The sequence below is a fragment of the Oceanibaculum indicum P24 genome (assembly GCF_000299935.1).
In the GTDB taxonomy this organism is placed as follows: Bacteria; Pseudomonadota; Alphaproteobacteria; order Oceanibaculales; family Oceanibaculaceae; genus Oceanibaculum; species Oceanibaculum indicum.
Map to the genome: position 1 here is coordinate 128,648 of NZ_AMRL01000007.1, position 13,479 is coordinate 142,126.

Sequence of the window (13,479 nt, forward strand, 5' to 3'; positions counted from 1 at the left end):
TGACCGCCAACAGCCTTGGCGGGTATTCCCCCAGCGCTGATGAACCGTGTGTCTGTCGTTCCGGTTGCATCCCCGGGAGCACACAATTTCGACGCGATTCTTGCTGGCCTGAAGGCCGATATTGTCACGGAACTGGGTGTGCAACTGGCGGTCACCCTGGCGTATCGCATCCTCGCAGGGCGCGGGTTTGTCGAGGTAGAGGAGCGAAGCATGACGGCGCATGTTCATTGCCTGCCCTGGTTGCTGTGCGCGCGGGTTGTCTCTACGTCGGAGGAGCTGGATGTCGGCATTGACGCAATAGGCTGAGAAGCGGGGAGGGGTGCCGGTTTGGAACCGATAGAGCCGTCAGATATCCGGCCGCTAAAGATCGATCTCCGCGTCCGGGTCGCCGGCGGCGAGGGCGTTCATATAGGCGAGGCAAAGGTCGCGCGAGCGGTAGCGCCCACCATAGGCCTGTGTCTCCTGCCGTTCGACGATGGGGAAGGTAGAATAGATATAGCGCACATCGTCCCGATCGGTGACGCCATATAGATGAAAGAACAGGGCATCCAGCTTGGCGCGCAGCTTCAGGCGCCGCTCCTCGTCCCAGACGAAAGGCGGCTTGACAGATCCATCCGGCTCGACATGGCCCATGTCACGGGCGAAGGGCGCCATGTCATGCGCGGTGTAGGTCAGCTCCAGCACGGCGTCCCGGACGATCTCCCCGGCGCTTTTCGGACCGAAGCGCACCGTATCGAACCGCTCCGGCGGCACCACCGGCAACTGTTCGAGGATGAACAGATTTAAAGTCTGCCCTTGGATTTTCTGTCGGGTCACATAGTCGAATGGAATAGCGTTAAAATTTGCGGCAAGAAGCCACTCTTTTTTGAAATCACCTTCGCGTAACAAGAGTGGGATTTTATTCCCAAACCCGACTTCAGGCAGTAAGGCAGCAATGAAGGTGCGAACGTTGGTCGGTGCTGTAATCTCTTTGAATCCAAGGGTCCACCCAATGTCTCTATTCCAGAGGCATTTCTCTGCGAGAACCCAAAACTGCGGATTTGGCAGCCAGGATGGATCAGTATGCTGCTCGATCGTTGCTGGCTCCGGCTGTGCGGGCCGATGCTGATTTTCCAGATTTACGACGATGCTGGCGGCGCGATGGTCAAAAGCCTGCACCATCTTGCCTTCATAGAGCGGTAGCCATTGTCCTGCGGGACTATCGAAGTGATTGTCGCCAATCGGATAGGCACCTTCGCGCTCCTCCAGCTCTTCGCGGGTCCGGAAGAGACCGGAATCGTTCGTCATATGGAACATCGTCGCGTACTTCACCGGCCACGCCTTTTCCGGCGCGCCGCCGGTGTGGCGTGTCAGCACCGGCAGGCGGGCATAGATGGCGGTGGTCAGTTCGGCGTCGCGGCGCGTGCGGAAGATTGGTGCTGTACCGGTGTTGGGATTCACGCGCGCGAAATCCTCCGCCGTCAGGGGGAAACGGCGCTCAGGGTCGGCAAGCTCGCTAACGCTTTGCAGAAAGAAGCCGCACATAGCCGCATCGGAGGTCGGGGACGGGCTGGCGACGAAAACACAGAACTTGAACCGACTATCCACGTCAGGAAAAAAGGGCGGGGCGTCGTGGCGTGTGCGCCGGTTCTCGAAATCATACAGCGCCTTCAACCGGCCCTGGGTCGATATTCCTTTGAAGAAGTCGGCGGCGGTCTTGTCGGAGGCGATGCCCGACGGTGTCAGCAGGCCAACCATGCCATCGGGCTTCACCAGGGCCATCGATCGTTCGACGAACAGCGAATAGATGTTGATGTCCCCGCCGGATAGCAGCGGGTAGTCTCCACCCTTGCGGGCCATGCGGGCAGCCGCCTCGGCGCGGCTGTTGGCCTTGGCGAAATCGGCGGCCAGCGGGTCGCCGTCGCGTTCCAGCGCCGCGATCATCCGGTGGCGGTCGGCGGCGCGCTGCGCCATGGCGATCTCGCGGCGGCGGGCGGCGAACCATTCCACCTGCTGCAGTTTCATGCGGTCCCAGGGCGGGTTGCCGATGATCGCGTCGAACCCGCCGACGAGGCCCTCGGCCTCCCAGTCGGTCCAGACGCCGGGGAAGGCGACCTGCCAGTTCAGGAAGCGTTCCTCCGCCATCAGCGTGCGCGCCTCGGCCAGGATATCGGCAAGACGGCGGCCGTGCTCTCCGCGCGCCAGCGGCTCGCGCGTGCCCTGGGCGATCTCGAACGGGTCGCCATAGGACCCGTCGAAGAAGCCCTGCAGCGCCTTCATGTTATCCTTGCCCTTCAGGTCCAGCCATTCAAAGGCGTGGAGGAGGGACAGGAAGGCATCCAGCGGTGCCGTCATGATCCGGACGCCGTCGAAGATTTCCTGCGAGCGGTGCGCCTCGGCGATTTCCGCGTCCGGCAACCCTTCGATGGTCTGCATGGAGGCCGCCGATCCCAGAGCAATCTTCACCGGCTTGTGCAGCAGCAGTGGGCTGCCATAGGCCGTTGCCTTGGCGATGCCGGTCTTTACCCAGGAACCGAACAGGCTGTCACCGCAGCGCAGATGATGGTCGAGGAAGGACAGCGGCGCGCCGACCGTGAAGCTGTGCAGCCATAGCGCCACCTTCGCCAGTTCGACCGCCATCGGGTTCTTGTCCACGCCATAGACACAGCGTTTCAGCACCATGCGGCGGATGATGTGCCGGTCGTCCAGCTGTTCGGGATCGACCGTCCAGTTGCGGTCCTCGGCATTGCCGATGATGGTGGCGCGAATGCCTTCAATCCGGTCGGCCAGTGGCGAGATATATTCCCACCAGTCGACCATGGCTCCGGCTTCCGCCATGGCGGCGATCACCTGGTCGGCCATGTAGTCCACCAGGCTGACCAGGAAATGGCCGGAGCCCATCGCCGGGTCGCAGATTTTCAGGTCGAGCAGCCTTTCGGCCGGATCGAGCCGTCGCAGGATGCCCAGCTTGCGGCCTTCATCCATGTCGGTGGCGGCCAGTTCCTCCGCTTTTTGCCGGAAGGCATCCAGCCGCGCCCGGATCAGCGGTTCCAGTGTCTCGCGGATGATCAGGTTGACCAGATCGTCCGGCGTGTAATAGCTGCCGGACCCCTTGCGCGCGAAGATGTTGGGGCGGATATCGACGATGGGGCCGTCGCGCACCACCTCGTGTTCCAGCAGCCGTTCGTAGATCGAGCCCAGCTGTTGCACGCTGAGGTCGCGATAATTGATGTATTTGCGGGACCCGTCCGTCCGCTCGAAGGACAGCCTGTCGATCACCTCGGCCATCACCGAGTCGGACAGCCGTACCTGGCCCAGCAGCGGCGTGCGCACGCGGTCGAACAGGCCGCCATTATAGGGCGGCAGCCCAATCGAGGTGTCGCCTTCGTCGATGGCGCGGCACAGATCGTCCAGCACCGCCCAGTAGCGCGCAGCCGACGCCGAGAAGGTATCGCCCCTGTCCTTGCGGTCACCGATATCCAACCGGACGCGCTTGCGCAGGCCGTAATCGTCATACCGCTCGTCATTGACCGGAAGCAGGTCACGATCCTCGGCATAGAGCACGAAGAGCAGCCGATAGAGCAGGATCAGCGCCGCCTGGCGTACATCCTCCAGATCGGCGTCAGGGGCACCGTCCGCGATGGCGCGCGCGAGCAGGGGATAGACCGTATCGAAGACGAGGTTCGACAGATCGGCGGCGACGCGCTCCTCATAGAATTTGCCTTCATCGATGGCCCGAAGGTGGAAGCTCCTGATGTCCGGCCCGGAAGGCAGGAATGCCTCCCGGCGGAACATCAGGGCAAACAGCCGCAATGCATGGCGTCTTTCGCCGTCATCAAGGGCGAACAGCCCCTGGTCATGGCCGGCGATGCCAAGGACGGCAGCGAGATCGATCTCGAAGAACTGCTCGGAGACGGAACGTGCACCGGAGAAATACAGCCGCCACCGGCCACCGTTGGTGAGGATGCCCCAGCGCAACCTGCCCTCGGTCAGGTCGTCCACGCGCCTGAGATAGCGCAGCATCTGGGTGGACGGCGCCAGCTTTTCGCCTTGCCGGCCAGATTGCCGGTCGAGCGGCCGATGCCAGCGTTTCGATTCGACGATGGCAAGGCCGAAGCCGTAGCGTTTCCATTCCTCAAGGGAACGGTCGGCCTCCGCCTTCGCCCCGGCATCGGCGAACAGCAGCCCGTCCGGCACATCGTCCCGGCCCTTGACCGTCAGGTTCTGCTGGCGCATCGCCTGATCCCAGCCGAGCCGCTGGAGGATCGGCCAGATCAAATCGTCTTCGGTTCGGCTCTCGTTGGGTGTTTGCCCGGTGGGAAAGGCTTTGAAGAGGTCAGCCAGGTCCGCTGCCAGGCGATCAATCTTTTCGTCGCTGACGCTGTGCCATTCCGCGTTGCGGACAATCGACTGGGTCAGGAAGTCGCTGGTGAACAGGCTTCCCTGAAAAACATGATCGATCATCCGATTGTCTGTCCCTGCGATGCGCCTGCCCGATGCCAACTGGCTTGGTCAGTCGAGCTTATCTTCTTGAGAATACAAGGTAGCGCACAAAAGCGCCGTCCGACAATCAGGCGGCATCATATGCGCTGGCGCGTTCTGGCCGACGCCGGCTCGCAGGGTCGCGGACAGCGCCGCCAGGATTTCCCGCTGCCAGGCGGAAACCAGCGCCCATGTCCCGCCGTGAAGGCGTCGGCGGGAACCGCATGGCCATGCGCCACCGGCCCAAGCGCAATCAGCATAACCAGCAGGGCAGCCAGCACGTGCCGAAAAGACATGGGAACCCTTCGATTTCCGGTTGTCCGCCAAGCGGCCAGACGCCAGAACACTATCGGCAAAACGTCATTGCTTCAATCCCCCCTGGGGGGATATGTTCCGATAATGACGGATCACGCGCCCCACCATCATCATGACGACATACTGAAACGGCTGCGCCGCGCGGAAGGCCATCTGCGCAGTGTGATCGCCATGATGGATGAGGGGCGGCCCTGCGTCGTCCTCGCCCAGCAGCTTCATGCGGTCGAGCGGGCGATCAGCGAAGCCAAGCGCGTCCTTATACGCGATCATATCGACCATTGCCTGGACAGTGCGGTGGCCGGCGACGGGCAGGACCATCTTGCCGAATTCAAGGAAATCACCCGCTACCTCTGAAGGCGGCGCGACATGCTCGACATTCTGGCGAACCGTATCTACCGGCACCTGTTCGCCGCGCAGATACTCTCCCTGCTCGGCAGCGGCCTCACCACGGTGGCGCTCGGCCTGCTGGCCTATGACCTTGCCGGCGCCGATGCCGGGGCGGTGCTCGGCACCGCGCTGGCCCTGAAGATGGTCGCCTATGTCGGCGTCGCACCGGTGGCGGGCGCGCTTGCCGGCCGCTGGCCCCGGCGGCGGCTTCTGGTCTTGCTCGATCTGTGCCGGGCGGCGCTGGTCCTGCTGCTGCCCTTTGTCACCGAAATCTGGCAGATCTATGCGCTGGTTTTCCTGTTCCAGTCCTTCTCCGCCGCCTTCACGCCAGCCTTCCAGGCGACCATTCCCGACATCCTGCCCGGGGAGCGCGACTATACCAGGGCGCTCTCGCTGTCGCGGCTGGCCTATGATCTGGAAACGCTGCTGAGCCCGCTGCTGGCCGGGCTGCTACTCACCCTCATCAGCTTCCACTGGCTGTTCCTCGGCACGACGTTCGGCTTCCTCGCCTCCGCCGTGCTGGTGGTCTCGGTGCGGCTGTCCTCGCCCCGGCCAGAGGCGGGACAGGGGAGCTTCGGCAAGCGGCTCACGCGCGGCGCTCGGCTCTATCTGGCCACGCCCCGGCTGCGCGGGCTGCTGGCGCTCAGCCTTGCGGTGGCGGCGGCCGGCGCCATGGTGATCGTCAATACCGTGATTCTGGTGCGCGAGGCGCTGGGCGGCAGCGACCGCGATGTCGCGCTGTTCTTCGCCGCCTACGGGCTGGGCTCGATGATCGTGGCGCTGACCCTGCCGCGCCTGCTGGAAAGTCTGTCCGCGCGACTGGTCATGCTGGCGGGCGGCGCCGGCCTTGCGATTCTGCTGCCCCTCGCGGCCATAAGCCAGGACTACGCCGCCGCGCTGGCCCTCTGGCTGCTGCTGGGCGCGGCCTCGGCGCTGGTGCAGACGCCGGGCGGACTGCTGCTGAAACGTTCCTCCCATGCCGAGGACCGGCCGGCCCTGTTCGCCGCTCAGTTCGCCCTGTCGCATGCCTGCTGGCTGCTGACCTATCCGCTGGCCGGCTGGCTCGGAGCCATGCTCGGACTGGAGGCCACCTTCTATGTTCTGGCAGCGATTGCGGCGGTGGGAACAATGATCGCCGCGCTGGTCTGGCCAGCGGGCGATCCCAGCGTGCTGCCGCACGATCATCCCGAACAGGCGCACAATCATGCGCATATCCATGATCCCCACCACCAGCATGAGCATGAAGGCTGGGAGGGACCGGAGCCGCACAGCCACCCGCACCGGCACGGGCCGCTGCGGCACAGCCATGAGCTGGTGATCGACGATCATCACCCGGTCTGGCCACGGTGATACCGGGAACCCGGCAGACCCGCGACCCAGGCGAAACTGCCCGGGCCACGGGTCGTCGCTTGCCGTCACGGAGCGGTCAGGACAAATCCGCCTTGCGCTGCAGATAATCCTCGCGGTCGATTTCTCCGCGCGCATAGCGTGCCTTGAGAATGTCGAGCGCGCTGCTGTTCAACGGTGCCGCTGTTTGCGTTTGATGCCCCGCGCCGAACCAGCGGAACAGCAGGATCAGGACCGCTGCCAGTATCGCAATGAACAGGATGGCAGAGAGGCCGTGGAAGGCCATTCCCCAGAACCATCCGCCACCGTCATAGCCCATCATCGCACCGGGCTGGTGCCAGTTCTGCCACATATCATCCCCCTTTCAATCGACCTGACGCAGGGCGCCGGTGCGGCGGTCGATTGCCAGCCGCTGGACCAGCGAGCCCTCCCGGGTGACGATATCGGCCAGAATCTCGCCATGCTCGGTCGGCTTGATCTCGCCGAGCTTCAGCCGCGGATTGCCGTGCCAGTCGAGGCGGCGCTGCAGCATCTCTCTCACCTGTTCCGGCGCGATCTCCTGCTCGACACGGTCCGGCATGCCATAGATCATGCCCTGGCCCATCATGCCCGGACCCGTCATACCTTGCCCCATCATGCCCTGGCCCATCATGCCCTGGCCCATCATGCCGGGACCTATCGGCCCATATCCCGGCATGCCATAGCCGCGGCGGTCATCGTAGCCCTGCAGCATCGGACCGGGCATGGCGTACCCATTGCCCGATCCCCGCATCATCGGCATCGGCCCGGAGAAGCGATTGCCATCCGGCCCGCCGGGCGGCTGTTGCATCCAGCCTCCGGGCCAGCCACCGGGCATGCCTTGCCCCTGCATCATCCCGGGGCCTGCGCCGATACCCGGGCCCATACCCTGACCCATACCCGGGCCCATGCCGGAACCGGGCATGCGCTGACCGGGAACAGCAGAGTCCGTCTGGTTGCCCTGCCCGCTTCCCATGGTTTGCGCGAAGGCGGCCGGGGTTACGTCAGTGCCATGTATTGCCAACACAAGCGCCATCGAGGTCGCGCCAATGAGGATGGGTCGGATCAAATTCTTCATGATTTTGTTCCTTGTCCAAGGTTCGTTCATTTGCCATCGCCATGACCGCCATGGCCCCGATGCATGAAAACATGCAGGCCGATGCAGATCAGCAGAGGCAGGAAGAGAGGCAGCGCGTCGGCGACCTGGAGCCGGTATTCGACCCACAGAAAGATCGCCAGCGCCGCCAACATGAGGCAGACCGCATAGCCTGCCGGCGTATTGAGAAAGCCCGATTGTTTGGTCTTCATATGCTTGCTCGCTTGTCGATGCGGGAAACGCCGTCGCTTGAAGGCGGCGTCCTTGGCCTCGCGACAAAAGCGAGGCGCCATCAGACCAGAGCGGGCCGCCTGGGAGGGTGCTTGGCGGGAGAGAGCCCCGCACGCACGATCCGATAGGGCCTGGCGGAAAGAACGCCCGCCTTTCCGGCGTCATCGATGCCCATCGCCGCCGGCAGCACGCCAAAAACAAGGCAGAGTTGAGTGCATCCGCAGTCGAGAAGATCTGAGGTCGCAGCCCTGTCACAGGGACGGGCGACGCTCAGCACGGAAGCCGCATCCTCCGCCCCATAAGAGTGCGTGGCCTGTCGCATGCCATCGCCTGGGCCAGCATCTGCAGCGAACGCGTGCGGGGCAAACACCAGCAGCAGGCAGCACAGGGCCGCCATCCGCACGATATCTGCCAGTCCGCATTTCATACCGTCACGCCTATCCTTTTCCAGCACCGGCATCTTGCTTGCAATCCAGCGCCAGCACATTGATGCAGATCAACCGCCATCCTGGGCACAACACCCGCCTGCATGCCCCTTCGCCCGCGATTTCTGGATCGGCGGGCAAGGCGTGTCGCCATAGGAGCAGAATACGCAACAATCACTAGGCAGGGGCCGAAGCAGGCTTTTGCAGCCCCCGCACTCGTAGAAATACTGGCAAGCATTCTCCAGCATCGTCTCCACCGAGACATGCCCACATGTCGGACAGGTGATCGTCGATTGCAGCACCGTCATCATGCCTGCCTTCAATCCCGCAGCCTGACGGCGCGCAACCGCAAGGCATTACCGATGACGCTGACCGAGGACAGCGCCATGGCGGCGGCAGCGACGATCGGTGACAGCAGGATGCCCAGGAACGGATAGAGGATGCCCGCGGCGACCGGCACGCCGGCCGCATTGTAGATGAAGGCAAAGAACAGGTTTTGCCGGATGTTCCGCATCGTCGCCTCGGACAGGCGCCGTGCCCTGACAATGCCCATCAGATCGCCGCGCAGCAGGGTCACGCCAGCGCTCTCGATGGCGACATCGGTGCCGGTGCCCATGGCGATGCCGACATCCGCTGCGGCCAGCGCCGGCGCATCGTTCACGCCGTCGCCGGCCATCGCAACCACCCGTCCCTCGTCGCGCAGCTGCTTGACGATTGCCGCCTTCTGTTCGGGTAGCACCTCGGCCTCCACCCTGTCGATGCCGAGCTTCCTGGCAACCGCCTGTGCCGTGGTCTTGTTGTCGCCTGTCAGCATGACAACGGCGATGCCATCGGCGTGCAGCGCTTTTATGGCCGCCGGCGTCGACTCCTTTACCGGGTCGGCGATCGCGACGACTCCGGCAGGCTCACCGTCAACTGCCGCCAGAATCGCCGTCGCGCCGTCCTGGCGCAGCGTATCGGCGATTTCTTCCAGCGGACCGGTTTCGATATCGTGCTCGCCGAGGAACCGGGCATTGCCCACCACGAGCTTTCGCCCATCGACCATACCCAGCACGCCCTTGCCGGTCGGCGAATCGAAGTCGCTGGTCTGCAGCAGGTCGAGCGAACGCTCCCTGGCGGCGGCCACGATGGCGGCGGCGAGAGGGTGTTCGCTGCTCTGTTCGAGGCTGGCGAGCAGGCGGAGCAGATCATCTTCCCCGAACCCGCCGAGGGTCCTGATCGCGGTGACCTTGGGCCGGCCCTCTGTAAGGGTGCCGGTCTTGTCCACGATCACGGTAGCGACCTTCTCCATGCGTTCCAGCGCCTCGGCATTCTTGATCAGGACGCCCTCCTGGGCACCCCGGCCGACGCCGACCATGATCGACATCGGCGTTGCCAGCCCGAGCGCGCAGGGACAGGCAATGATCAGCACGCTCACCGCCGCGATCAGCGCATACCCAATCGCCGGCACCGGTCCCCAGAGAGACCAGGCCGCGAAAGCCAGCAGCGCAATCAGGATGACCACTGGCACAAACCAGGAGGAGACCACATCCGCCAGCCGCTGGATCGGCGCGCGCGAGCGCTGCGCCTCGGACACCATCCGCACGATCTGCGCCAGCATCGTATCACGGCCGACCTTCTCCGCCCGCATGATGAAGCTGCCCTGGCCGTTGATCGTCCCGCCAATGACCTTGTCATCCGGCTGCTTGGGGACCGGCATGGATTCGCCGGTTACCATCGATTCATCGACGCTGGAGCCGCCTTCGGTGACCATCCCATCGACTGGCACCCGGTCTCCCGGGCGGACCCTGAGCCGGTCGCCAGCCGCGACCCGATCCAGATCGACTTCCGCTTCCGTACCATCATCCGACAGCCGGCGCGCCGTCGTCGGCGACATGCCGAGCAGCGCCTTGATCGCCCCGGACGTCGTCTCCCGCGCCCGCAGTTCCAGCACCTGCCCCAACAGCACCAGAACGGTGATGACCGCCGCCGCCTCGAAATAGACGGCCACCGCCCCCTCTGCATTGCGAAACGCCTCGGGGAAGATGCCTGGCGCCAGAGTGGCGACGATGCTGTAGATCCAGGCCACGCCGGTTCCCATGGCGATCAGGGTGAACATGTTGAGCGACCGGTTCACCACCGACTGCCAGCCCCTGACGAAGAACGGCCAGCCCGCCCAGAGCACCACTGGTGTGGCCAGGACGAGCTGGACCCAGTTCGATATCTGCGCCGGAATCAGATGCGACAATCCCGTCAGATGGCCGCCCATCTCCAGCAGGAAGACGGGTGCGGCCAGCGCGAGGCCGATCCAGAATCGCCGCGACATGTCGGCGAGTTCCGGGTTCGGGCCTTCGTCAAGTGATACCTCCGCCGGCTCCAGCGCCATGCCGCAGATCGGACAGCTGCCGGGGCCGGTCTGGCGGATTTCAGGGTGCATCGGGCAAGTATAGATCGCGCCGGCATCCGTCTCTTTTTCAGCAGGCTTATCGCCAAGAAAGCTCTCCGGCGCTGCGACGAATTTTTCCTGGCATCGCGCCGAACAGAAATAGAAGGTGTTCCCCGTATGCGCGGCACGGTGCTTCGTCACATGCGGATCGACACGCATGCCGCAGACGGGATCGGTCGCGGTCAGGGCGCCATTGTCTTTAGCATGCGCATGGTCGCCGTGATCCTGATGGCCGTGATGGTCCATGTCGATTCCTCTTGGGGGAATGGCATATTGCCACGCCGCAGAGTTTCCGGGCTGCGAATGGCCGCAGTTCACCGAGCATCGCACGCGCTACTGTCAAGATAGGGCTTCCAGTGCCGGGAAGGTCAAGCCTATCTATCGGCAATTCATGAAAGTCAGGGTTGCACCTCACGGATAGTGCGCTGGAAATGGAAAGTTAGCGTCCGCGGAAGTGGTGTAATTTCATCGGCGCTGCCGATGTAATCCGGGTGGCCATCGAGGTGTATGGTCGAGGTGGAGTCTCGCGTCGGGACATAGTGGGACTCCTTCTTGCCCATTATGCCCGCCCACATACGAAATTCCTGACAGTCCCGACCGTCTGTTCGCGCAGAAATGACGAGTGGTTGATCTCCAGCCGCTACATGATGGTTGAGGCCTTCGCAGACATCAACAAAGAGGAGATTGACCCTATTCTCAGCATAACCACCAAAGCCGCCTGATCATGACCTCAGGCCATCCGTAAAATTACAACACCTTGACGGACGTGACCCCGGGAAGCGCACGAATCAGGTCTACCGGTTCAATCTCCTCTCTGTAGGCCAGCCGCCGCTGCCCGGCCTTTCCCAGCCAATATTCATAAACGAAGCGGGTCAGCTCCGGACATCCTTCAGCAGATGACATCCGTCACGGCTGCTTACAGCGGGGTTGCAGACACAGAAATGGCCGTCCGCGCAGGGCGGACGGCCATCGGCCTAGTCGGACTGTACTTTACCCGATGATCTCGAAATTGTCGGTCGTCAGGCTGCCCTCTGCCACCCCCACCAGGGTTACAGAGTCGCCGTCGGAAAAATCGATGACAGCGCCTTCCTCGGTATAGAGCACTGCATCCAGCACGGATGCGGCATCATAAAGCATATCCCCATATTCCGCCTGAAGGACCAGGCGGTCAGACATCTCGAAATCCAGAATGACGTCTTCGCCCTGCCCTTCCAGATGCAGGAAGCGGTCAGCGCCGTCGCCGCCGGTCATCGTATCGTTGCCGCGTCCGCCCACGAGGGAGTCATCGCCGATGCCGCCCTCGATGGAATCATCGCCGCTGCCACCACGCACCGTATCGTCACCATCGCCGCCGGTGAGTGTGTCATTGCCGGCCGCACCGAACAGGGTCTCGGCAGCTTCGGCACCTTCGAGAAGGTCATCGCCTTCGGTTCCGACCGAAACCTCAGGCTCGGGTGTTTCTCCGGAGTCATCCCCGTCCTCGTTGCTGAAGACGATGAAATTATCCGCCGTCAGGGAATCAGCCGCCACGCCCTCCAGGGTGATGCGGTTGCTTCCGCCAAGGTTGAGGATGGCATTGCCATCGGCATAGGTGACCAAGGCAAGAAGGTCGGCTCCAGCCGCAATCCCGGTGCCGTTAAAGTCGCTGACAACCTTGATGAAATCCGCGGAAGCGTCAAAATCGGTGATGATGTCGGCCCCGCTCTCCTCATAGAAAACGAAGGTATCGGCGCCATCACCGCCGGTCATGGTATCCTTGCCCTTGCCGCCGATGATGATGTCGTCGCCAGCGCCGCCATCGATCGAATCATGGCCCTGGCCGCCGCCAAGGGTCTCGCTGCCACCTCCACCAAAAATCGTGTCGCCCTGCTTGCCGCCCTGCACCTCATTCGCACCGGAACTGTCCGCGCGGAGATCGATGAGGTCAAACCCGATGCCAGTGGAGATCGTGTCGTTGCCTGCGGCGCCGATTACCGTGTCGAAGCCGACGCCGGTTTCGATGAGATTGTCGCCATCATCATCGAAGATCTCTTCACCCTGGCCATTTGCCTGGTTCATCATTGCCATCTTCCTAACTCCTGATTCTTGTATTCCTAGCGGGCCGCCTAACGCGTGCACCCAATGAGTAACGAGGCATGCGGAAGTTGGTTGCAGGCACTGAATCAATCAGGCGAAATGAATTTGACATCGCTTCGATCATCGCGCGGGCGCCTTGCCCGAAACGGCCACCAGCACGCTGCATGGGGCATGGGCGAGCAGCGAAGCGCCGACGGAGCCGCCCCACCACCGGGCAAGCGCGCTCTGTTCGCGGTGCCCGACGACGACCAGGTCCGCGCCGATCTCGCGGGCCATTCGGCCGATCTCCTCGGCGGGGTTGCCCGTGCAGAGACGTGTTTCGACGGAGAGGCCTACCCGCCGCAGCTCTTCCGCGCCCGCCGTCAGCACGCGGCGCACTTCCTGATATTCACGCTCTGGCAAGTCTGAGGGGGCCGCCGCCTCAGCGAGCGCGACACCCAACTCGTGTGCGACGACGGCGAGGAGATAGACACGAGCCTGGCAAAGCGAGGTCAGTTCGGCCCCCTGATCCAGCGCCTCACGACCGTGCTGGCTGCCGTCATAGGCCAGGAGGATCGTCCGATACATTGTGGTTCTCCTTCAATGAGCGCCGTGGAATGCCTTTTTCGAGCCAGGCTGCGGACAGAGCAGGTGGGAGGACTTTAATCTCTACCTCTGGACATTCAATAGGTAGCCACCTATTAGTGTAGCCAAAGGGA

General features: G+C 63.3%; 11 protein-coding genes. 2 read left to right on the top strand and 9 right to left on the bottom strand.

Annotated elements, in window-relative coordinates:
- Positions 1-360 precede the first annotated feature (360 nt).
- On the bottom strand, positions 361-4,443 hold the full coding sequence (locus tag P24_RS07965; protein WP_008944192.1) for an Eco57I restriction-modification methylase domain-containing protein: 4,083 nt from the start codon (positions 4,441-4,443) through the stop codon (positions 361-363).
- A 417-nt stretch (positions 4,444-4,860) separates the two neighbouring features.
- Here P24_RS07965 and P24_RS07970 point away from each other — a divergent pair, with 417 nt between their 5' ends.
- Together P24_RS07970 and P24_RS07975 are read left to right on the top strand one after the other, a co-directional pair.
- The gene (locus tag P24_RS07970) at positions 4,861-5,130 is read left to right on the top strand and encodes a metal-sensing transcriptional repressor (protein WP_008944193.1); all 270 of its coding nucleotides are present in this window, start codon (positions 4,861-4,863) and stop codon (positions 5,128-5,130) included.
- A 12-nt stretch (positions 5,131-5,142) separates the two neighbouring features.
- On the top strand, positions 5,143-6,513 hold the full coding sequence (locus P24_RS07975) for an MFS transporter (RefSeq protein WP_008944194.1): 1,371 nt from the start codon (positions 5,143-5,145) through the stop codon (positions 6,511-6,513).
- Between the two features lie 76 nt (positions 6,514-6,589).
- Here the strand turns inward: P24_RS07975 and P24_RS07980 are convergent, their stop codons facing one another.
- From P24_RS07980 to P24_RS08010, 8 genes are all read right to left on the bottom strand, one after another.
- Positions 6,590-6,862 (bottom strand): SHOCT domain-containing protein, encoded by a 273-nt coding sequence (locus P24_RS07980; RefSeq protein WP_008944195.1) that lies wholly within the window; start codon positions 6,860-6,862, stop codon positions 6,590-6,592.
- A 12-nt stretch (positions 6,863-6,874) separates the two neighbouring features.
- Positions 6,875-7,339, bottom strand: a complete 465-nt coding sequence (locus P24_RS19200; RefSeq protein ID WP_156816221.1) for a hypothetical protein — start codon at positions 7,337-7,339, stop codon at positions 6,875-6,877.
- A 293-nt stretch (positions 7,340-7,632) separates the two neighbouring features.
- A complete protein-coding gene (locus tag P24_RS07990; RefSeq protein WP_237740178.1) occupies positions 7,633-7,917 on the bottom strand; it encodes a DUF2933 domain-containing protein in 285 nt (94 codons plus the stop codon).
- A complete protein-coding gene (locus P24_RS07995; protein ID WP_008944198.1) occupies positions 7,917-8,315 on the bottom strand; it encodes a hypothetical protein in 399 nt (132 codons plus the stop codon). The genes P24_RS07990 and P24_RS07995 overlap by 1 nt, the downstream gene beginning before the upstream one ends.
- A 36-nt stretch (positions 8,316-8,351) precedes the next feature.
- Complete coding sequence (locus tag P24_RS20620; protein WP_083859618.1) at positions 8,352-8,591, bottom strand: GDCCVxC domain-containing (seleno)protein; 240 nt, start codon at positions 8,589-8,591, stop codon at positions 8,352-8,354.
- An 8-nt stretch (positions 8,592-8,599) separates the two neighbouring features.
- Positions 8,600-10,951 carry a heavy metal translocating P-type ATPase gene (locus tag P24_RS08000; RefSeq protein WP_008944199.1) on the bottom strand — a complete coding sequence of 784 codons (2,352 nt, stop codon included), beginning with the start codon at positions 10,949-10,951 and terminating at the stop codon, positions 8,600-8,602.
- A gap of 744 nt (positions 10,952-11,695) precedes the next feature.
- Positions 11,696-12,772: a calcium-binding protein gene (locus P24_RS08005; RefSeq protein ID WP_008944201.1), complete on the bottom strand. Its 1,077-nt coding sequence runs from the start codon at positions 12,770-12,772 to the stop codon at positions 11,696-11,698.
- A gap of 129 nt (positions 12,773-12,901) precedes the next feature.
- A complete protein-coding gene (locus P24_RS08010; RefSeq protein WP_008944202.1) occupies positions 12,902-13,348 on the bottom strand; it encodes a universal stress protein in 447 nt (148 codons plus the stop codon).
- Positions 13,349-13,479: the final 131 nt, after the last annotated feature.

Coding starts and splice junctions, on each gene's coding strand:
- P24_RS07965 (WP_008944192.1), bottom strand. CDS start 4,443: ATGATCGATCATGTTTTTCAGGGAAGCCTGTTCACCAGCGACTTCCTG.
- P24_RS07970 (WP_008944193.1), top strand. CDS start 4,861: ATGACGGATCACGCGCCCCACCATCATCATGACGACATACTGAAACGG.
- P24_RS07975 (WP_008944194.1), top strand. CDS start 5,143: ATGCTCGACATTCTGGCGAACCGTATCTACCGGCACCTGTTCGCCGCG.
- P24_RS07980 (WP_008944195.1), bottom strand. CDS start 6,862: ATGTGGCAGAACTGGCACCAGCCCGGTGCGATGATGGGCTATGACGGT.
- P24_RS19200 (WP_156816221.1), bottom strand. CDS start 7,339: ATGCAACAGCCGCCCGGCGGGCCGGATGGCAATCGCTTCTCCGGGCCG.
- P24_RS07990 (WP_237740178.1), bottom strand. CDS start 7,917: ATGGCGCCTCGCTTTTGTCGCGAGGCCAAGGACGCCGCCTTCAAGCGA.
- P24_RS07995 (WP_008944198.1), bottom strand. CDS start 8,315: ATGCCGGTGCTGGAAAAGGATAGGCGTGACGGTATGAAATGCGGACTG.
- P24_RS20620 (WP_083859618.1), bottom strand. CDS start 8,591: ATGATGACGGTGCTGCAATCGACGATCACCTGTCCGACATGTGGGCAT.
- P24_RS08000 (WP_008944199.1), bottom strand. CDS start 10,951: ATGGACCATCACGGCCATCAGGATCACGGCGACCATGCGCATGCTAAA.
- P24_RS08005 (WP_008944201.1), bottom strand. CDS start 12,772: ATGGCAATGATGAACCAGGCAAATGGCCAGGGTGAAGAGATCTTCGAT.
- P24_RS08010 (WP_008944202.1), bottom strand. CDS start 13,348: ATGTATCGGACGATCCTCCTGGCCTATGACGGCAGCCAGCACGGTCGT.